The sequence below is a fragment of the Bacillus sp. CPT56D-587-MTF genome (assembly GCF_058792335.1).
In genome coordinates this window covers 5,629,332-5,650,988 of record NZ_JBYTEF010000001.1, presented here as the reverse complement: position 1 = coordinate 5,650,988, position 21,657 = coordinate 5,629,332, and the positions used below count along the sequence as shown (strand labels likewise).

The window sequence follows — 21,657 nt, the reverse complement described above, 5'->3', positions numbered from 1 at the left end:
TCGTTTCCATAACCGATTTAGACCTTGATATTACAATCTTGAACTACATCTCCAAAATGTCTTACATCTGCACCGCAATGAATTATCGTATCCATCTTAGAACTGATGAACATAAATTCTCCTTCGCTCATCCCAAGATACTGTTCTCCAAGATCACCAGCTACGGCCTGTATACGCTGTAACCATTCTTCACATATATCATTAAAGTAGCCTGTTAATGTATCTATAATTCTTTGCTGCACATCTTTAGTTGGTCTTACTAAACAATAAATAGTAGCAGATGTATCTCTCAACAATTCATATAATATGTGTGATCCTAAATAACCAGTAGCTCCTGTTAAAAAGACATTTGAAATCTGGTTTTCTTCCAAAACGTTTGCATACGTGATAGTATCTGGTTCGTGAATCACTTTATATTCACGAAATACTTCTTCTTTCTCTACTTTTACTTCTCGCTCAATTCGAGCTAATCCATATATCGTTCTTTCTTTAAAGAAATCTTGAATTGTTAAATGTGAGAAATCTTCTTTTAACAATGTTAAGACTCGTAATACTTTTAATGAATGTCCACCAATTGTAAAGAAATCATCATGCACTCCAACTTTTGAAATTCCTAATACTTCCGCCCAAGCGTTCGCTATTTGTTTTTCTGCTTTATTAGAAGGTGCAACATATTCTTGTAGCCGAACCGGTTCATACTTTTCTTCTAACTGAGCTAACTTCTTAACATCAATCTTTTTATTAGGTGTAAGTGGTAATTCATTAATATAAATTAGTTTAGATGGCACCATATAATCTGGTAATTGCTCTTGTAACTGATAAACTAATTCTGGTATTTCTTTTTTATTTAAAGTTGTATAGAACGCGATTAAATATTGGCTACCTTCCTTACTCTTCTTAGCAAAAACAGCATTTTCTTTTATATTATGATTTTGAGAAATTTTACTTTGGATTTCGCCTAGTTCAATACGATGTCCTCTAATTTTTACTTGATCATCTTTCCGATGTAAAAACTCTATATTTCCATCCTCTAGCAACTTAACGATATCATCTGTTTTATATATATTAACTATAGGATTAAAAGGGTTCGGAATAAAAGCTTCAATTGTTTTATTAGGCTTATTAAAATACCCTTTTGCTAATCCCACTGAATCTATATATAATTCACCAGGTACACCAATTGGACAAAGATTCATATTCTCATCCAAAATCATAACTTGATAATTAGCACATGGTTTACCAATGGGAATACTCGCAACATCCTCATTTAACTGACTAGGTATTTTATAGGTTGTCGTCACTACAGTACATTCTGTCGGTCCGTATACATTATGAATTTCAACATTTGTACCTATTCTTTCTCTCCACAATTTAATAACCTCTACAGGCAACATTTCACCGCCAATCGCAATTCTTTTTAGGGAAGCTAGCTTATATATATCTTCTTCTGCTAAATAAGTTGCTACTTGTCGAACAAAAATTGTTGCTAATGCCAAGATTGAAGTTGCTTTCACTTTATAGATTGCATTTGCAAATGCTTCTACAGACAATCGCTCTTCCTCTAATAGTACATATAAGTTTCCTCCACAGAATAAAGAAGCAAATGACTCCCATACAGAAGCATCGAAACTAAAGGAAGGAAATTGGGCAAATACATCCTCTTCTGTCAATTCATATTGCTTTTTCATCCAAGTATACAGATTAACAACGCCTCTATGAGCTAACATCGTTCCCTTTGGATTCCCTGTTGAACCAGATGTATAAATCATATAAGCTACATCATCACAATGAATAGACAACTTTACATCTGTATCTTCATAAGTTTCACTATCATACATTGAAACTGTTTGAACCCCATCACATGTTATAGGCGTCTCTTTCATCAATATAACTTTCGCTTGGCTATCTTGAATAATGTACTGTATTCTACTTTCCGGATAATCTGGATCAATCGGAACATACGCTGCACCAGCTTTTAATATAGCTACCATACTTACTACTGTGTCTATGCTACGTTTCATAAATATTCCAACATAGTCTCCTAATTGGACGCCGTTTTTAATTAACATATGAGCTATTTGATTACTTTTTTTATTTAGCTCCTCATAAGTTAAAGTACCTTCCCTTGAAGATAAAGCTATACGATTTGGAAATTGAGTAACAGTATTATAGAACATATCGACGATACTTTTCTCAGGATATACTGCTGTCGTATCATTCACTTGACTATAAAGTGCCATCTCGGCCTCTGTAATAACATTAAAATTATTTATATGATTATTATTATTTTGTGATTTATTAATTAAAACACCTTGTATTTGTTGTGCATAACGAGTAATTGTTGTCTCTTTCCAATTAACACTATTAAATATTATTTCTACACTTTGCATATTTTTACTAAATACAAATTGTAATGTATTCGTGTCTTTTAGCTCATAATATGTTTCACCAATAATAATAGGTGACATTTCATATAACGTATTACCGTTTTGAAACTCTTCTATTTCTTCCTCATTCATTTCTTTAATTTGCTCCAGTTGCTCTTCAATTTGTAAATTTAAACTTTCATAGGAGAGAAAATTAGAAACTTCAATAGTAATCGGAAATAAACTTCCTCTTACATGATAAAGCACGACAATATGTTTTTCTTTAGAAATATGATATAACCACGTTGCAGTCGCTCCTATTAAATCTACAATGTGAGTCAAATTTGAAAACAGTTCCGTTTTCCTTTTTATCCTAAGTTCTGTTCCTTGCACATCTTTAGGTATTTTAATACTTCCTTCTACTTTTCCTAAAAATTCTTTTACCATCTCACTATAAGAAATTGCTAATTTCATATTTATGTAAATTCCTCTCTTAAATATAAAAAAGGTGTGAAAATTCACACCTTTTTTATCCCTTATTAAAGGGCAGATTCGTTCAATTCATAATCAGTAGCGGAGATACGCCCTTGATTAGAATTGAACTTTCTCCTTATTCGCTTTTAAACTCACCAATAAGCTCTTGTAATTCCTGAGAGAGCCAACTTAAAGAAGTCGCTAATTCTGCAATATCTTGTACTGATATTTCTTGCTCTTTCATGCTTTCTTCAACATTACTACTGCTGTTGGCATAAGTATTTGCAATATGTGATAATTCATTTACGACTTGACCAATATTCTGGCTATTTTGTAAAATATCACTCGAATTACCAGAAACAGCTTTTACTTGATCTGTAACAGATTGCGCTGATTTTGAGATTTTTTCAAAGAAATCTCCGCTACTTTGAACAAGCGAAATTCCAGTTTCTACTTCTTTTGAACCTTTTTGCATGGAAACTACAGCATCTTCTGTCTCAGCTTGTGTTTCACCAATTAATTTCGCTATATCTTTAGCAGACGCTTCCGTCTGTTCTGCTAATTTTCGTACTTCATCAGCAACAACTGCAAACCCTCTTCCAGCTGCTCCAGCACGTGAAGCCTCAATAGAAGCATTTAAAGCTAATAAATTTGTTTGATTTGAAATGCCTGTAATTACAGTTACGATATCACTAATTTCTTTTGACCTTGTTTCTAACGAATAAATGATGGAAGATAAATCTTGTACTGCATTTTGGATTAAACTCATTTGATTAATAATTTGTCCAATCACTTCATTACCTTCAATTGAATGTTGCTCCATACCTTCAGAAGCAACCGCAACTTGTTTCGCAGCCCCAGTTATCTCTTCTACCTTATCTTCCATTCCATGTACAATCCCTAAACATTGTTGTACTGAAGTTTTTTGAGACTGTGCCCCGACTCTTAAACCTTCAATAGAACTTGCAATCTCTTGAACTGCCATGCTGTTTTCCTCTGTACTCGCCGACAATTCTTGTGAAGAAGAAGAAACTTGCTCAGCAGTTTGCCTTACTTTATCTATAATCCCTTTAAACTTTTCAATCGTGTTATTGAAATAAACATTAATAATTCCAATATCATCTGGTCTTTCTTTTAATTTAATACTCAAGTCACCTTCACCAATTTTACGTAACCCTTCTCGTAAATCTTTTAATGGAGCTAGCGAGTGACGCACGATAAAGAATTGAGTAATAGTCGCAATTGCTAATGAAATAATGATAAAGAGTAAACCCTGTATCATAAACTTCTCTTTTGTAATAGGAACAATGGAAGCATCTAAGTCAGCGGCAACAATTGCAATAATATTGTTTTCTCCATCTGTAATTGGTTCTAATATTGTCACCCACGAACCTATTTCATCTTCATATACTTCTGTCATTTGAGCCTTTTTCGTATCAATCACTTTATCGTATGCCTTCATCCAATGAGCGGGTTGTTCATAATAATCTCCCGGCTTTATAGGAAACGCATTTGTTAACTCTGTAGTCAAACCAACGAGTTGTAATTCTCGCTTTTCATTCGGCTTTGCTCCTGTAACATACGTTTGTCCAACGCTTTTCAATTCTTTTGATACTTCATCTAATTTCTCTGTTAACTTTTCTTTTTTCACTTTTTCGGCTGTAGGATCTTTCGCCATGTCTCTAACTAATTCTACATCCAGTTTTTTCAATACTATTTCTCCTGTTTCAATAGACTGCCTTTCAAATAAAGACATCATACTATTTTGAAACATATTGAAACTTAATGCACCCATACTTCCAACAAGTGTCAAAATAACTAATACGGTTAATAAGACGTTCTTTTGAAGGAACGATAACTTATGCCAATATTTTTTCATTAATATCCACCTTCCTTAATCAACACAAACAAAAAAACAAAATATATGGATATTTTGTTTGAAAATGTTTCTCAATATGTTCGAGAATAAAAAAAAGCCAATGTAAAAGCATTGGCCAAGACCAACCCTATCCGTCCGGTAACTGGCTAGCGTAGCCTTTCGACCTTAGCTCCTGTAGTTTTGCGTCCTCATGTTTCCATCAGTTTGCCTTTCTCGCTGAACGAGTTGAACGATATGGGAGTTCTATGAGAATTAATTTATTCTCTTTCAAAGATTACAACATATAAATCAAAATGTCTACTTATTTAGAGATATAAATACAATTTTTAATGCATTGCTTTTTTGAAATAATTTCAAAAAGTACGTGAATGTTACTTTTTTTGTGTTATATAATAAAAAATGTATAAATAACAAGGATTTCTTCGGGTATTTATTTAATTTTCATTCAAATTAAACTATTCGAATATATCTTAACTAATGAATTTCGGAGGTAGTTTATCATGTTTTGGCTACAATTTCTTACCTTGTTACTCTGTATTTTTATTGGTGCACGCCTAGGCGGAGTTGGTTTAGGAGTAATGGGTGGAGTTGGTATGGCAATACTCGTTTTTGTCTTCCACCTACAACCAACCGCGCCTCCTATCGATGTAATGCTTATGATTTTGGCAGTAATTACAGCTGCTGGTGCTTTGCAAGCTGCTGGAGGAATGGACTATCTTGTTCATCTAGCTGAAAAGGCATTACGAAAAAATCCAAAGCGTATTACTTTTTTTGCTCCAATTGTTACTTATTTATTCACACTATGTGCAGGTACTGGTCACGTTGCCTATTCTGTACTTCCTGTTATTGCAGAAGTCTCTCGTGAATCAGGGATTAGACCGGAACGCCCAATGTCGATTGCCGTAATCGCTTCTCAACAAGCAATTACAGCTAGTCCAATTTCAGCTGCCACAGTTGCTCTTTTAGCAATGTTAGCTGACTATAAAATCACTTTATTAGATATTTTAAAAGTGAGTATTCCTTCCACTTTCATTGCTTGTATGTTAGCAGCATTCGTTGCTAGTAAGATGGGAAAAGAATTAAATGAAGACCCTGAATACTTAAAACGATTAAAAGAAGGAATGATTCCTAAGCTTGAAGAGAAAAAAGAATTTGTAGGTGTAAAGGGCGCAAAATTATCAGTTATCCTTTTCCTTGTAGGAACCTTCCTTGTTGTACTTCTTGGTTCATTTGAAGCACTTCGTCCAGGATGGATAGTTGATGGGAAGTTAGCCCGTCTTTCCATGCCGAATACAATTGAGATGGTTATGTTAACTATCGCGGCTCTTATTATTATTTTCTGTAAACCAAATGTAGAAAGCATTGTGTCTGGTAACGTCTTTAAAGCGGGGGCAACAGCAGTTGTTGCTATTTTCGGTATCGCTTGGATGGGAGATACTTTCTTTAATGGAAACTTAAATATGATTCAAGGATCCATTCAGCATTTAGTAACAAGTGCACCTTGGCTATTTGCCATCGCACTATTCATTCTATCTATTTTACTGTACAGCCAAGCAGCAACTGTTCGTGCCTTAATGCCACTTGGACTATCCCTTGGTATTCCACCAGCGCTACTGATTGCGATGTTCCCTGCAGTAAACGGATATTTCTTCATTCCAAACTACGGCACAATCGTTGCTGCCATTAACTTTGATCGTACTGGTACAACTGGCATTGGAAAATATGTTTTAAATCATAGCTTTATGATTCCAGGTCTAATCGCAACATTCACTTCTATCGGAATTGGAATGCTCTTAATTTCAATTATGTTTTAAAGAAAAAGCACAAACCTTTATTTAAAAAGGTTTGTGCTTTTTTAATCAAATGTTTGTTTAAATTTTGGGGCAGTCTATTTCTCCATGCAGCACTTGAAATGCTACACGTCCTTCCCTACAAACTTCTCTTTACTTCTTCAGCTAATTTTCTCGTACTTTCATACGCCGATTCAGCTAAACTAATTGCTGAAATAACTGAAACACCGTCCGCACCCGCTTCTATAACTGCCGCTGTATTTTCAATTGTAATCCCACCAATACCAACGATTGGCACTGTAATTCCTTGTTCTCTAAAATAGGCTAATCCTTTCGTTCCTTGAACCGCTTTCGTATCTTTTTTCGTACTCGTTGGGAAAATAGGTCCAACGCCTAAATAATCTGCTCCATTTTCGATTGCAAAGCGTGCTTCTTCAATTGTATGAGCAGATACGCCGATAATTTTATCTCCCATTTTTTCACGAACAGATGTAATTCCTTCATCATCTTGTCCTACATGAACACCATCTGCATCTAATTCAATGGCTAATTCTACATCATCATTTACAATGAAAGGAACGCTATATTCCTTACAAAGCGTCTGCAATTCTTTTGCAAAGCGCACTCTATCTTCTCCGATTAAAGAACCTTCCCCCTTCTCGCGAAACTGAAAAATTGTCACTCCACCATCTAACGCTTCTTTCAATACAGCTAAAGGATCCCTTGTGCAGTTATTACTTCCCATAATAAAATACACTTGCAATAGCTTAGACATTTTATCTATTTCAATGCGTGCCATTTCTTTCACTCCCTCTTACTCTAACTCCTCAATCTTTCCATACTTCTCAATATCACCAGAAGTAGTATTCGCTAACTGATTTAAAAATTCAATTTGGAAACTACCAGGTCCCTTTTCCACGGTCTTAGCAGCTGCCAGTTCCGAAGCTACACCATAAAACGTTAATGCTGCTACTGCTGCTTTTACATAATCTTTTTCCACTGCTACAAATGCTCCTATTACAGAAGTTAGTAAACAACCTGTTCCCGTAACTTTCGTTAAAATAGGGTGACCATTTCGAATAACAATAGTTCTCTCTCCATCTGTAACAACATCTTCTTTTCCAGTAATGACCGCAACTGTATTTAGTTCATCTGCTGCCTGCCTTGCAATACTTACAACATTTCCATTTCCAGTACCAGCGTCTACCCCTTTAATTTCCCATTTCTCATTAATAACATTTGCTATTTCAGCTGCATTTCCGCGGATAATTGCTAACTCAATTTCAGCCGGAATATGTCTCGCAACTTCTGTTCGGTACGAAGTTGCTCCTGCACCAACTGGATCAAATAGTACTGGCACATTGTTCGCATTTGCTGATTTACCCGCGAGTAACATCGCTTCTACTTCTTCAGGACGAAGTGTCCCCATATTTAATACTAACGCTCCAGCAATGCTAGCCATTTCTGCTACTTCTTCTTTCGCATACGCCATTACAGGCGATGCCCCAAGTGCCAACAAACCGTTAGCAGTAAAATTTGTTACAACAACATTTGTAATATTATGAACAAGCGGATTAGATTCTCTCACCAAATCCACTACTTTACTAATTTCTTTCATATTCATCCTTTTCATCTCCTAACTATAATGATGGGAGATACACAAAAAGACACTTTACGCGTACGCAAAGTGCCTGAATATGTGCTTTTACACTCTCCCTACGCTGGCATTATCCAACAGGTTCAAATGGTCAATGACGGACTAGTAGCCATACTCTCAGTTTGTATCCACAAACTCCCATGTGTTTCTTATTCATCTACTTCAAAGTCTACTCTTATTCTAGTAAAATAACAAGTTCTTTACTTTTCTATTTGATATAGAGGCAACTGATAAAGTGAAACTTTAATCAGTTGGGATTTTGTTAACTCCATTAAAAACAGCTGAAATATGGAGCGAAACTGAATCTCAAGAAGATGTATGCTATATTTAACTTATGGAAATTTGAAAGGATGTTTTTAATATGTCAAAAAGCGTTGTAATCGCTGAAAAACCTTCCGTTGCACGAGATATTGCTCGTGTACTGAAGTGTGATAAAAAAGGAAACGGCTATCTTGAAGGTAGTAAATATATTGTAACTTGGGCTTTAGGTCATCTCGTTACATTAGCAGATCCAGAAAGTTATGATGTGAAATATAAAAAGTGGAATTTAGAAGATTTACCGATGCTACCTGAGCGTTTGAAATTAACGGTTATTAAACAAACTGGTAAACAATTTAATGCTGTAAAAAGTCAGCTACTTAGAAAAGATGTAAATGAAATTATTGTAGCAACAGACGCTGGACGTGAAGGGGAATTAGTCGCACGCTGGATTATCGATAAAGTTAAGCTAAATAAACCAATCAAACGTTTATGGATTTCTTCTGTAACCGATAAAGCAATTAAAGATGGTTTTGCAAATTTAAAACCAGGTAAAGCCTATGACAATTTATACGCTTCAGCAGTTGCGCGTTCAGAAGCTGACTGGTATATCGGTCTTAATGCAACTCGTGCTTTAACGACTCGCTTTAATGCCCAGTTAAATTGCGGCCGTGTACAAACCCCTACTGTTGCTATGATTGCTAGTCGTGAGGATGAAATAAAGAACTTCAAAGCACAAACTTACTACGGCATCGAAGCTCAAACAATGGCGAAGCTCAAACTTACTTGGCAAGATGCAAATGGCAATAGCCGTAGTTTTAATAAAGAAAAAATCGATGGTATTGTAAAACGTTTAGATAAACAAAATGCTACTGTTGTGGAAATTGATAAGAAACAGAAGAAGTCATTCTCTCCTGGTCTTTACGATTTAACTGAATTGCAACGTGATGCGAATAAAAAGTTCGGTTACTCTGCTAAAGAAACATTAAATATTATGCAAAAATTGTATGAACAGCATAAAGTACTAACGTACCCTCGTACAGATTCACGCTACATTTCATCTGATATCGTTGGAACACTTCCAGAACGTCTAAAAGCATGTGGTGTTGGAGAATACCGTCCCTTCGCACATAAAGTATTACAAAAGCCTATCAAACCTAACAAATCATTTGTTGATGATAGTAAAGTAAGCGATCATCATGCGATTATTCCAACAGAAGGATACGTTAACTTCTCAGCATTCACAGATAAAGAACGCAAAATTTATGATTTAGTTGTAAAACGTTTCTTAGCTGTTTTATTCCCAGCATTCGAATACGAACAACTAACGTTACGCACAAAGGTCGGCAATGAAACATTCATTGCACGCGGAAAAACGATTTTACATGCTGGTTGGAAGGAAGTATACGAAAATCGATTTGAAGACGATGATGTAACTGATGACGTAAAAGAGCAGATTCTACCTCACATTGAAAAGGACGATACATTAACTGTAAAGTTACTTATGCAAACATCAGGTCAAACGAAAGCACCTGCACGCTTTAATGAAGCAACTTTACTTTCAGCAATGGAGAATCCTACAAAATATATGGATACGCAAAATAAACAACTTGCTGATACGTTAAAATCGACTGGTGGATTAGGTACTGTAGCGACACGTGCAGATATTATCGACAAACTTTTCAATTCTTTCTTAATTGAAAAACGTGGTAAAGATATTCACATTACATCAAAAGGTCGTCAATTACTTGATTTAGTACCAGAAGAATTAAAATCACCTACACTAACTGGTGAGTGGGAACAAAAACTTGAAGCAATTGCAAAAGGAAAATTAAAGAAAGAAGTATTCATTTCGGAAATGAAGAACTATACGAAAGAAATTGTTTCTGAAATTAAATCGAGTGATAAAAAATATAAACATGACAACATTTCAACGAAGTCTTGTCCAGACTGCGGTAAACCAATGCTAGAAGTAAACGGCAAAAAGGGAAAAATGCTCGTATGCCAAGATCGTGAATGTGGTCATCGTAAAAATGTATCTCGTACAACAAACGCTCGCTGTCCGCAATGTAAGAAGAAACTAGAATTACGTGGTGAGGGTGCAGGCCAAATCTTTGCATGTAAATGTGGCTATCGCGAGAAATTATCAACATTCCAAGAAAGACGTAAAAAAGAATCTGGAAACAAAGCTGATAAGCGCGACGTTCAAAAATATATGAAACAACAGAAAAAAGAAGAAGAACCATTAAATAACCCATTCGCAGAAGCATTAAAAAAATTAAAATTTGATTAAACAAAAAGGTTCCTACCTCTATCGGTAGGAACCTTTTATTTTAGTGAATGATTTTACTTCCTTTTGCATTCTCAACAAATTTTTCACTTGATTTGTTAATTGGTGTTTTCAGTAATAACGCAGCAACAATCATAACTACTACGAAAGCACTTAACACAAGTAAATCTCGCGTTACGATATCCCAAAGCATTCCGCCAACTGTTTCACGAATTGCGCTAATTGCGTATGTGAATGGTAAGAACGGATAAATCGCTTGGAAGAACGCTGGTGTCATTTGGATTGGGAATGTTCCGCCCGATCCTGCTACTTGTAGTACAAGTAAAATGATCGCCATCGATTTCCCAACGTTTCCGAAAATAGAAACGAGTGAGTATACGATACAAACGAAGACTCCACCAATAAATAAACTAAATAACACAAACCAGAACTTATCGACTACGTACGTACCGAGTAAGAATATATCTCCCATCGATACGATAACCGCTTGTGAAAGACCTATCGTTAAGAATGTTAATAAACGTCCGAAGTAAATTTCATGGCTCTTATAATTCGCGCCCTCTTCGTGTACTTCTACCGTTAATAATGAAACCATTAATAATGCGCCTACCCATAATGCAAGCACTGTATAGAATGGTGACATCGCTGAACCGTAGTTCGGCATCGCAAATAATTTATTTTCTTTTAAATTTACTGGATTCGCAAAGTAATCACTTTGCTTTTCAACATCATTTTTCAATAAGCGTATAATGTCTTTTAAATCCTCTTCAGATTCAAAATCACGAATTTTATCTGCTAATTCTTTAATCTTTTTCTCAGTAGCTGGCATTTCAGCTTTAATGTCTGCTAATTTCTTTTTACCATCTACTAAACCTTTTGATGAATCTTCTAGTAATTTTTTAACATCTGGAAGCTTTTTGTCTGCCTCTTTTAAAATTTGAGATGTGTTTTTAGACATCTCTTTTGTGCGAGCAATTGCTGCATTGAAATTTGGAGTGATTTCTGAGTCATATTTAGCTAAAATGTCACCAATTTGGCCCGAAACACTTTTAGACACTTGATTAATACTTTCAATAACATCAGCTGCTGGTTTTTGACCTTTATTAATAGCGTCAATTCCTTTATCAGTTAACTCCATTCCTTTTTGCAAACCATCTTTTGCTTTATTTAACTTAGAAATTGTGCCATTAAGATTTTTATCACTATTCACATCAGCTAACACTTTATTTGTACTTTCCAGAACTGGAATCATGTCATTAACTAAATTCCAACTTGCTTTGAACTGCCCATTCAAATCATTTAAGGCTACTTTTGTAGAATCTAATCCATTAACACCTTTGTTACTTAAGTCTTCTCTTGCTTTTTCAAGCTCTGTTTTTAATCTGCTGTAATCATTTACAGCTTTATCATATTTTTCTCTACCACTGTCTAATGCTTCATTTGTTTGGTTTACTAACTCATTTGCTTTTTTGATATCTTGATTTAAATTACCTCTTAGTTGCTGAGCATCTTCTTTTACATTTTCAGCTGTGTTTTTCAATTGCTCAGCTGTGCTTACTGCTTTTTCGAAATCTGCTACAAACGTAGCATTATAATCTGCTTCTGCTTGATTTACCAAGTTATTTATTGCATCTAACTTTTTATTAGCAGCGTCTCTTACATCTTGTTTCACTTCTTGTCCTGTACCAATAATATTGGCAATATCTTTAACGCCACCATTTGCATTTTCAATAGCTGATTTAAGGTTTGTTAATTTTTCTATTCTCTTTTGGAAGAATTCTTTTCCAAAATCAGTTGATGCAGACTCTTTAAATTTAGTAAAGACATCAATTAAATATGAAACACTATCTGCACGACCTTGCAGCGTCTCAGAAACCTTATTAAGATCTTGCTTCGCTTTTTCCGGATCAAAATTACCATTTTGCAACCCATTTATAACACCTTGTGCATAAGTTGTTCCGACACGTATCGAACTAAAAACATTATTTACAGTTTGATTAATATTTTTAGCAATATTTTTATACCCCCCACCATTCACTTGCGGTAACGCTGGAATTTCTGGGATTTGTGGTACTTGCGGAATAGTTATATTAGGCAACACTGGGAATTTAGCTGGATCTGGAAGTGTCAGATTAGAATCAAATGATGGATTTTTTAAGAAATCCGTAATTGCCGCCGCACCATCTAAACCTTTTTGCATTACCATTAAATTATTCTTAATAGTTCCTGGGGCACGTTGCAATGTTTCATCATTTCTCGCAAAGAATTTATCTAAATTCCCTAACGCTTCTTGCCCATCATTCATAACACTCTCTACAACTGGCAACTCTTTTTGCGCTACTTTCACAACATCTTCTGCTCGAGTTGCATCATCTAACGCCTTATCCATAAGTGTATTCATTTCTGGGAACTGCGCTTCTAACTTAAAGACAAGATCTTTTACTTTCTCGATACTTGGTAAGTTTGTTTCTAAATCGATTCCAAGGTCATTGAAGATTTTAAAAATCTCACCGTTTGCTGTTTTTACAAAGTTTTTACTAATTTCTTCTGTAATACCTGATGCACCTTTTGCTGTAATCTTCGGTGCAATCGCGTTTACTTTTTCATTCACATAGTAATCCAGTTCTGGTTTTTTAGGATTTTCATCCAGAACAGTTGCAATTTTTTCAGAGAAATCTTTTGGAATCGTAATACTTGCATAATAATCTCCACGCTCAACTCCGTAAATTGCTTGTTTTTCATCTACAAATTTCCAGCCAAGATTTTTGTTTTTCTTAAGGGAGTCTACAATCTCTTTCCCGATATTAATATCTTTCCCTCTTAAATTAGAACCTGCATCTTGGTTAGAAACTGCAATGGGAACCTCTTTTGTATTTCCATATGGATCCCAAGAAGCTTTAATGTTAAACCATGCATATAACGATGGTAAAATCATTAATCCTAAAACAATAACAATTGCAGCCCAATGTTTGGCTACATTCCGTAAATCTGTCTTATAAATACGCCAAATCTGTTTCATAGAAGTTATCACCTAATTATATATTTTTCCTTCTTTAGAAAATGATACATACATTTTGCAATTATATCACTTTCTACATCGTGTATTAACCAAAAACGTACTATTTTTTCCCATTAACTTTCACTTACTTCATTATATAACGAAGTGAGTCAAAGTATGAATACAAAATGACCAAATCGGTTTTACATTCAATAATAACAAATATATATGAAATGTCATAAAAAATACAAGTATTTTCTCTTGGAAATACTTGTATTCCTAAAAAAAATCCTCACAGCTTTTATTCTCTGTGAGGATTTCTTCTATTATATATCCAATTGAACCTCTACACCGAAATGATCTGAAATTACATTTCTGTTTGTACCATTAAAAATAACTTTTGAAGAATGAACTTTTTTACTTTGGTTACACAATATTAGATCGATTCGCAAATTATGTTTATTTTCATCCCAACCAGCAATCTCACCTTGGACAGTCGTTCCTTCATCCTTCTCTATTGCTAATTCATATGTGTCATACAACCCTTTTTGCATCATATACTCATAACCTTCGCCTTTCAATCGAGCATTGTTATTAAAATCCCCCATTAAGAAGGCGAGCTTATTGCTATCTACACGCTCCATCAAACGATCGACTTGACCTTTGAATGACTCTTCTTCATCATTCCACCAACCGAGATGACAAGAGTAAAACGTTATATCCTTACCATTATAAGCAATTGTTGTACTTACAATTTTACGCGTTTTCCAATACGTTGTATCCTCGTTTTCTGAAATGAAGAACGTATCTTCTTTTATAATATTATGCTTCGTTATAATTGCTAATCCTTCTTCGTACACATCATAACCAATATGAGAGAAATCCCAAGTAATATTGTAATCTTTTACATGTAGCGCTTTTAACTCTTCTAATAGTAAAAGTCCAAAATTATCTTTTTTCTTGTTACCGCATACATTTTCAGCTTGTATGGACTGACTTACTTCTTGCAATGCGATGACATCGTACTCTTCTTCTTGAATTACTTTAGCAAGGTATTGTATCTTTTCTATTTGATTCTCTTCTTGCCAAGAATGACAGTTTAAAGTTAGCAATTTCATATTATTACGCACCTAACATATCTTGAATGTCTGACTTTAATACGTCAGCTTTCGGACCATATACCGCTTGTACACCTTTGTCTTTTACAATAAGCCCTAAAGCACCATTTTGTTTCCACTGTGCTTCTGGTGCAACAACATCTAAATCTTTTACTGTTACACGTAAGCGCGTCATACAAGCATCTACGTCAGCAATATTTTCTTTTCCACCTAATAAATCGATAACTTTTGTTGCTAATGAACCGTCTTGTACATTTCCTGTTCCTTCTGATGCCTCATCTTCATTATCAATATAGTTACCTGCACGCCCTGGTGTTGGTAAATTGAATTTTTTAATTAAGAAATTAAATAGTGTAAAGTTAAGACCGAAGAACACTAATGAAACAATAACAAAGTTGATTAAGTCTCTTGTTAAACCTGCGTTAACCATCATTGGCGTACGAGTAATTAACTCAATAAATCCAAATGCATGAACACGTAAGTTAATTAAATCAGCTAGCGCGAATGCAAGTCCTGTTGTAATAGCATATACAACATATAATACTGGAGCAATAAACATGAACATGAATTCAATTGGTTCTGTTACACCTGTTAAGAATACTGCTAATGCTGCTGATAAAAACATTGGTTTATATTTTGCACGCTTTTCTTTATCAACGTTACGGAACATCGCAAATGCAATCCCCATTAACGCTGCTGTTGAGCCGATAACTTGTCCAGCTTTGAAACGAGCTGGTACAACATTATTTAATAAATCGTTATATGCCTTCGTATCTCCATTTGCTAATAAATTATTTAAATCTGTAATCCATGCAAGCCATAATGGATCTTGTCCTGCTACAACTTGTCCAACTTTTGAACCAGTTAGCATCGTATATGTTCCGCCTAGCTCTGTATAGTTCATCGGAATCGTTAACATATGGTGTAAACCAAATGGTAATAATAAACGCTCTAACGTTCCATATACAAACGGTGCAACAACTGGTGCACTATCTTTTGAAGCTGCAATCCAGCGACCAAATTCATTTAACCCACTTTGGATGAATGGCCATAGAAGTGATAATACAATCGCAGTAACTGTAGACCAAAGAATTACAACGAATGGTACAAATCGTGTTCCATTAAAGAATGCTAATGCCTGTGGCAGTTTATTATAGTTATAATATTTGTTATATAAAGTAGCTCCTAAGAAACCTGTGATAATCCCTACGAACACTCCCATGTTTAATGCAGGTGCACCAAGTACAGAAGTAAAGTAATCGTAACTACTCAGCCACCTTTCGGTGTCTTTTTTAAATTTTACTAGTTTCATATGCCTCCCATTTGTAAATACTGAGTATATCAAACAGGGGAGGTGAATCTTATGGTCGATCGAAAAATTATTTTAGATACATATAAAAAAGGACCTGAAGCTGTTATTTCTTTATTTGAAGAAACATTTTCTAAGTTAGAAAAACGTATACAAGAACTAGAAAATGCTTCAAAAAAAAACTCCAAAAATAGTCATAAGCCACCTTCTACAGATGGTTTGGGTAAGCCCGTTACAAAAAGTTTGCGCAAACCGTCTCATCGTCAAACGGGTGGCCAGTTGGGCCACAAGGGACATACTCTTGGTTTGACAGCGACTCCAGATCATACGATTACACATTCTCCTACATATTGTACTTGTTGTCATACTTCCTTGAACCACGAGCCTGTAAAAGGGTATCGCATTCGCCAAGTGTATGACTTACCACCTATTCAGATCGAAGTGACAGAACATAAAGTAGAACAGAAAGAATGCCCACATTGCCATTCTATCCAAGAAGCCCAATTTCCTTCGACAGTATCTCGTCCTGTTCAATATGGTCCAAATATAAAAAGACTGATTCCCTATTTAACGCATTATCAATGCATTTCTTTGAAGCGAACAAAAGAATTCTTTCAGGATTGTTTTGGACATTCTATAAGCGAAGGAACCCTGGTAAATCATACACAGGCTTTCGCTTCTCAATTGCAGCCATTCATAAAAGAAGTAAAGGAAAAGATTCTGCAGTCTCCTGTTGTCCATTTTGATGAAACTGGTATGCGTGTAGAAAACAAAACACAATGGTTACATACTGCCAGTACACCGGAGGTGACATTGCAACATATTCATCAAAAACGTGGAAAAGAAGCAATGGATGCTGGAGAAATCTTGCCATCTTTTTCTGGAATTGCGATGCATGATGGTTGGAAATCGTATGATGCGTATACAGATTGTCGTCACGTTTTATGTAATGCCCATCTCTTACGAGATTTACAAGGAATTATAGATAGTACTGGAGAACAATGGGCACAACAGATGCAGAAATTTCTAACGCAAGCGTTGACGATGAAAAAGCAATCCGAAGGTACCATGCCAAAAGCGACGCAAAAGAATCTGTTTATTATGTATCAATCCATATTGAAAGAACAACAGATTCTTTCCACGAAACAAAAGAAGAAAGGAAAGCAGACGCCTTCTCAAAATTTATGGAATCGCTTCGTCAAGTATTCTGACAGAATTCTAGCGTTTTTAGAACATCCAGCCATTCCATTTGATAACAATCAAGCAGAACGGGATATTCGGATGACGAAAGTAAAACAGAAAGTGTCTGGGACTTTCCGAAGTAAGAAAGGCGCAGAATCTTTTTGTCAGATACGAAGCTTTATGAGTACCATGAAAAAACAAAAACAATCGGTCTTACAAGCGATAAACCAAGTCATAGAAACTAGAACGGTTCCTTGGAATAACACGACTTCATAAGAGAATTTCTCTATTTGGCATAGATTCTTTCTCTGATTGGAGTATTTTCTTTTCATGTTTTCGAATCGGAAACATGTATTTGGCCTGTTTTTTTATTTGAAGAAGCTGAGTAGTTACAAGTAATCTTTTACAATTAAATCTCCCGCTATTACTGAAGAAACTTTCGCTTTTGAATCCGCTAACATTTCAGCGTTTACCCCAAATATAGCTCCTGTAATTCGGTTTGTTAAGACGAATGCTAATAGCGCTGCAAATGCACCACCTGCGCGATCTTTCGCCCAAGATCCCCCAATTGCTACTGCGAATAAGATGTGTAGATTTGTAATGATTGCCCAACCGATGTCTTCCATTACGCGAGCGATTGTATGAACTGCGTTAACATCCCCAGCAGACATACCAATTAACTTACCGATGGAAATCATTAAACCAGCTGCTGGCATTACGGCTACAACAACTAATAACGCTTTCCCGAACTTTTGCCAAAAATCAAAAGACGTAATTTTCATCTGTTCTTCCTCCCCTTTATTTATAAAAACATAATGATTTAAATTATAATTTCTGTTCCCTTTATGAAAACGATTCCTTATGTTACTTTATTTTTATCTTTACGCAACCGTTTTCATAAATCTATTTTAATAAAAGCGTTTTCACTTTGCAATAGAAATTTATTTTTTTTCATAAAAAAAGATGCTCAAAGAGCATCCTTTTTTATTATGAAATGCGATAAACCCTTGTTTCATAAGGCTTTAAAGCAATTGTTGTTACTTCTTCATGTTCCGCAACTTCATAGTTATTTAAAAGCAAACGTTTGCGTTCTAGTGCAAATAAACCCTCATTATACACAGCTTCCTCTTTTGAGATATTACTAATTACAATGACTTTTTCATCCTGTAACGTACGTGTATATGCATAAATTTGTGGATCGTCTTCTAAAAGTAAATCATACGTACCATAGTTCAGTACATCGTGCTCTTTTTTCAGGGCAATCATTTTCTTATAGAAATTGAAAATAGACTTTTCTTCATTTTTTTGCTTTTCAACATTAATTTCTTTGTAATTTGGATTCATGCTAAACCAAGGTGTACTTGTTGTGAAACCAGCATTCATCTCATCATTCCACTGCATAGGTGTACGTGAATTATCGCGGCAAGAAGCCCATATAATCTCCATCATATCTTGATGTGGTACGCCCTCTGCAATTTTCTCGCGATATAAATTTTTAATTGCTACATCATCGTAATCTTCAATATTTGGTAACTGAACATTTGTCATACCAATTTCTTGGCCTTGATAAATAAAAGGTGTACCGTGCATAAAGAAATACATCGCCCCTAGAGCTGTTGCACTTTCACGCCAATATTGTTTATCATCTCCCCATGTTGAAACGATACGTGGTTTATCGTGATTCTCAATATATAAAGCGTTCCATCCTTTACTTTCTAATCCTTTTTGCCATTTCGTTAATACTTTTTTCAATCCTACAACATCAAGGTCTTTCTTCTTCTCTGCATCCCATAAACTTAAATGTTCAAATTGGAATACCATATTGAACTTACCTTGCTCTTCTCCAACCCAAAGCTCAGCATCTTCAATCTTAACACCATTTGCTTCACCAACAGTCATAATATCGTACTTAGAGAATGTATTTTCTTTTAGCTCTTCTAATAAAGGTTGAATACCTTTCACATTCATATGTTTATCAAAAGATGGCACATATTTTAACCCTTTTGGATTTGGCATATCCTTGAGGCCTTCTTCTTTTTTAATATGACTGATCGCATCAACGCGGAAACCATCAATACCTTTATCAAGCCACCAATTAACCGTATCGTATAGTACTTCGCGAACTTCTTTATTCTCCCAGTTTAAATCTGGTTGTTTACGTGAGAATAAATGTAAATAATATTGTTCTGTTTCTTCATCATATTCCCATGCCGAACCATTAAAAATACTTTCCCAGTTGTTTGGCTCCGCACCATCTTTGCCATCATGCCAAATATACCAATCACGCTTCGGATTATCTTTAGATGAACGTGATTCAATAAACCATGGATGTTCATCACTCGTATGATTAATAACTAAATCAATAATAAGCTTCATATCACGCTTATGAACTTCATCTAGTAAAGCATCAAAGTCTGCCATTGTACCAAACTCATCCATAATATCTTGATAATCACTAATATCATAACCATTATCATCATTAGGCGACTTATACATTGGACAAATCCAAATTACATCTATACCTAAATCTTTTAAATAATCCAGTTTTGCAATAATACCTTGTAAATCTCCAATACCATCACCATTTGAATCCATAAAGCTTCGTGGATAAATTTGATAAGCAACCGCTTCTTTCCACCATGTCTTATTCATAGTCATTCTCTCCTTTTGCATCCCATCGGAAATTTTATGCAAACGTTTTCGTAACACTATCATAACAAAATATGAACAGTTTGCAACTGTTTTCATTGAACTCTATGTAGATTCTTTATTCTTATGCTTTATTTATTTCTCACAAAGGTAAATCTCATTCTTCACCTCTCCTTGTCCACGCGTATTACAGACATTTTTCATATATTAATAAAAAACTCTGATTATTTTAGAAAGGAGTAATAAATTGAAGCAAACAAAATTAACAGGTCGTATCGTTGTTCCCACAGATCCTGACTACGACGTAGCCCGAATGAATTTAAATTTAAGTATTCCAAAACTCCCTTGTATTATTGTTTTTTGTCAAAATAACAAGGATGTCTGTAACGCCTTAAAATGGGCACGTGAACGTCATATACCATTTCGGTTAAGAAGTGGACGTCATAGCTATGAAAATTTTTCTCTTTTAAATAGAGGACTTATTATTGATGTGAGTGAAATGCATCGCATTACTGTTAATACAGAGAAATTAACAGCAACAATTGAGGCTGGTGCAAATCTTGGCACTGTTTATAAAGAACTTTGGAATTACGGTGTTACAATTCCTGCTGGTACAAGTGCAAGCGTTGGAATTGTTGGATTAGCACTTGGTGGTGGTATTGGTATGCTTTCGCGCTTATATGGATTAACATGTGATCAATTAATGGAAGTGGAAATGGTACAAGCATGTGAAAAATTTGGTGCAAAACTCATTCGTGCAAATGAACAAGAGAACTCTAACCTTTTTTGGGCATGCCGTGGTGGCGGTGGTAGAAACTTCGGAATTGTCACTTCCTTAACTTTTCGAGTCCACCCGATAAAAAATATATCAATTTTCTCAATTACATGGGAATGGGAAGACTTTATTGCTGCATTTCAAGCGTGGCAAAACTGGGCACCTTATATAGATGAACGTCTCACTTCATCGATCGAATTATTCGCCAAGCAACGAAATAAAATCGAAGCACAAGGCGAGTTTATCGGTTCTCCCTCTGAACTCCATTCCCTATTATCCCCTCTTCTTGAAACTGGTAGCCCCTCTCTCTTTATAGAAGAAGTTCCTTATATAAAGGCTGTTGAATTTTTTAATGGAGGTAACATCCCTGAAAATTTCAAGCGCTCTGGTTCCTATGTCTATAAACCTATTCCCCTTAAAGGCATTCAAATCATGCAATCCTTTCTTTCTCATGCACCAAATAAAGATGCTAGTATTTGGCATCAATCGCTCATAGGTGCTGTTGAAAATATTTCGCCGAATGAAACGGCTTATTTTCATCGTAAAGCAATTATTGCTCAAGAATACATTACCTCTTGGAAATGCGATGATGAAGAAAATCGAAATATACGCTGGGTTAAAGGTTTACGAGAAAGCTTAGATCCTTATACACTAGGTGACTATGTGAACTGGCCCGATATTGACATTAAAAATTGGCAAACTAGTTATTATGGCTCTAACTTTCACAGATTACGTAAAGTAAAAACCATGTATGATCCTTGTGATGTTTTTCATTTCCAACAAAGTATTCCTCCTTTTCATACGTGAAAAAAGGGGATAACATAAAAAAATCATCCAATATACCGTTACCTCGCAGTATGTTGGATGATTCAAGTTGATTTTCTATATCGTTTCAAATTCTTGCTCCTACTC

At 35.2% G+C, this 21,657-nt stretch carries 11 protein-coding genes, 2 pseudogenes and 2 riboswitches; of the genes and pseudogenes, 4 read left to right on the top strand and 9 right to left on the bottom strand.

The window, feature by feature from the left end; all coding sequences use genetic code 11:
• Positions 1-20: 20 nt before the first annotated feature.
• Positions 21-2,840: pseudogene (locus AC3WVZ_RS29155) on the bottom strand (amino acid adenylation domain-containing protein); the annotation flags it as partial.
• 136 nt (positions 2,841-2,976) lie between these two features.
• Positions 2,977-4,719, bottom strand: a complete 1,743-nt coding sequence (locus AC3WVZ_RS29150; RefSeq protein WP_233935799.1) for a methyl-accepting chemotaxis protein — start codon at positions 4,717-4,719, stop codon at positions 2,977-2,979.
• Between the two features lie 134 nt (positions 4,720-4,853).
• Positions 4,854-4,938: riboswitch (cyclic di-GMP riboswitch) on the bottom strand.
• A gap of 281 nt (positions 4,939-5,219) precedes the next feature.
• Here AC3WVZ_RS29150 and AC3WVZ_RS29145 point away from each other — a divergent pair.
• The gene (locus tag AC3WVZ_RS29145; protein WP_000498704.1) at positions 5,220-6,533 is read left to right on the top strand and encodes an anaerobic C4-dicarboxylate transporter family protein; all 1,314 of its coding nucleotides are present in this window, start codon (positions 5,220-5,222) and stop codon (positions 6,531-6,533) included.
• A 115-nt stretch (positions 6,534-6,648) separates the two neighbouring features.
• On the opposite strand, the gene thiE is transcribed toward AC3WVZ_RS29145, so the two are convergent.
• The gene (gene thiE / locus AC3WVZ_RS29140) at positions 6,649-7,308 is read right to left on the bottom strand and encodes a thiamine phosphate synthase (protein WP_000090960.1); all 660 of its coding nucleotides are present in this window, start codon (positions 7,306-7,308) and stop codon (positions 6,649-6,651) included.
• Between the two features lie 15 nt (positions 7,309-7,323).
• Complete coding sequence (gene thiM, locus AC3WVZ_RS29135; protein ID WP_016121778.1) at positions 7,324-8,133, bottom strand: hydroxyethylthiazole kinase; 810 nt, start codon at positions 8,131-8,133, stop codon at positions 7,324-7,326.
• A gap of 72 nt (positions 8,134-8,205) precedes the next feature.
• Positions 8,206-8,318, bottom strand: a riboswitch (TPP riboswitch).
• Positions 8,319-8,527: 209 nt separating this feature from the next.
• Between thiM and topB the strand changes: the two genes are divergently transcribed.
• Positions 8,528-10,717 carry a DNA topoisomerase III gene (gene topB / locus AC3WVZ_RS29130; protein WP_233935797.1) on the top strand — a complete coding sequence of 730 codons (2,190 nt, stop codon included), beginning with the start codon at positions 8,528-8,530 and terminating at the stop codon, positions 10,715-10,717.
• Positions 10,718-10,757: 40 nt separating this feature from the next.
• Here topB and AC3WVZ_RS29125 read toward each other — a convergent pair whose 3' ends face one another.
• The 3 genes from AC3WVZ_RS29125 to AC3WVZ_RS29115 form a co-directional block, all read right to left on the bottom strand.
• Complete coding sequence (locus AC3WVZ_RS29125; RefSeq protein ID WP_233935795.1) at positions 10,758-13,733, bottom strand: YhgE/Pip domain-containing protein; 2,976 nt, start codon at positions 13,731-13,733, stop codon at positions 10,758-10,760.
• Between the two features lie 305 nt (positions 13,734-14,038).
• Positions 14,039-14,830, bottom strand: coding sequence for an endonuclease/exonuclease/phosphatase family protein (locus AC3WVZ_RS29120; protein WP_000771997.1), 792 nt, complete (start codon positions 14,828-14,830; stop codon positions 14,039-14,041).
• A 4-nt stretch (positions 14,831-14,834) separates the two neighbouring features.
• Positions 14,835-16,142 carry a PTS transporter subunit IIBC gene (locus AC3WVZ_RS29115; protein WP_425594298.1) on the bottom strand — a complete coding sequence of 436 codons (1,308 nt, stop codon included), beginning with the start codon at positions 16,140-16,142 and terminating at the stop codon, positions 14,835-14,837.
• A gap of 51 nt (positions 16,143-16,193) precedes the next feature.
• Between AC3WVZ_RS29115 and tnpC the strand changes: the two genes are divergently transcribed.
• Entirely contained in the window at positions 16,194-17,597 is a 1,404-nt protein-coding gene (gene tnpC / locus AC3WVZ_RS29110) for an IS66 family transposase (RefSeq protein ID WP_100910632.1), read from the top strand.
• Between the two features lie 119 nt (positions 17,598-17,716).
• On the opposite strand, the pseudogene AC3WVZ_RS29105 reads toward tnpC, so the two are convergent.
• Together AC3WVZ_RS29105 and AC3WVZ_RS29100 are read right to left on the bottom strand one after the other, a co-directional pair.
• Positions 17,717-18,103, bottom strand: a pseudogene (locus tag AC3WVZ_RS29105) (PTS transporter subunit EIIC); the annotation flags it as partial.
• A 205-nt stretch (positions 18,104-18,308) separates the two neighbouring features.
• Positions 18,309-19,973, bottom strand: coding sequence for a glycoside hydrolase family 13 protein (locus AC3WVZ_RS29100; RefSeq protein ID WP_233935793.1), 1,665 nt, complete (start codon positions 19,971-19,973; stop codon positions 18,309-18,311).
• 244 nt (positions 19,974-20,217) lie between these two features.
• On the opposite strand from AC3WVZ_RS29100, the gene AC3WVZ_RS29095 reads away from it, so the two are divergent.
• On the top strand, positions 20,218-21,552 hold the full coding sequence (locus AC3WVZ_RS29095; protein ID WP_233935792.1) for an FAD-binding oxidoreductase: 1,335 nt from the start codon (positions 20,218-20,220) through the stop codon (positions 21,550-21,552).
• Positions 21,553-21,657 lie beyond the last annotated feature (105 nt).

What these genes read in the sequence shown, in the direction of transcription:
- AC3WVZ_RS29150 (WP_233935799.1), bottom strand. Translation starts at nt 4,719, where the DNA reads ATGAAAAAATATTGGCATAAGTTATCGTTCCTTCAAAAGAACGTCTTA.
- AC3WVZ_RS29145 (WP_000498704.1), top strand. Translation starts at nt 5,220, where the DNA reads ATGTTTTGGCTACAATTTCTTACCTTGTTACTCTGTATTTTTATTGGT.
- thiE (WP_000090960.1), bottom strand. Translation starts at nt 7,308, where the DNA reads ATGGCACGCATTGAAATAGATAAAATGTCTAAGCTATTGCAAGTGTAT.
- thiM (WP_016121778.1), bottom strand. Translation starts at nt 8,133, where the DNA reads ATGAATATGAAAGAAATTAGTAAAGTAGTGGATTTGGTGAGAGAATCT.
- topB (WP_233935797.1), top strand. Translation starts at nt 8,528, where the DNA reads ATGTCAAAAAGCGTTGTAATCGCTGAAAAACCTTCCGTTGCACGAGAT.
- AC3WVZ_RS29125 (WP_233935795.1), bottom strand. Translation starts at nt 13,733, where the DNA reads ATGAAACAGATTTGGCGTATTTATAAGACAGATTTACGGAATGTAGCC.
- AC3WVZ_RS29120 (WP_000771997.1), bottom strand. Translation starts at nt 14,830, where the DNA reads ATGAAATTGCTAACTTTAAACTGTCATTCTTGGCAAGAAGAGAATCAA.
- AC3WVZ_RS29115 (WP_425594298.1), bottom strand. Translation starts at nt 16,142, where the DNA reads ATGAAACTAGTAAAATTTAAAAAAGACACCGAAAGGTGGCTGAGTAGT.
- tnpC (WP_100910632.1), top strand. Translation starts at nt 16,194, where the DNA reads ATGGTCGATCGAAAAATTATTTTAGATACATATAAAAAAGGACCTGAA.
- AC3WVZ_RS29100 (WP_233935793.1), bottom strand. Translation starts at nt 19,973, where the DNA reads ATGAATAAGACATGGTGGAAAGAAGCGGTTGCTTATCAAATTTATCCA.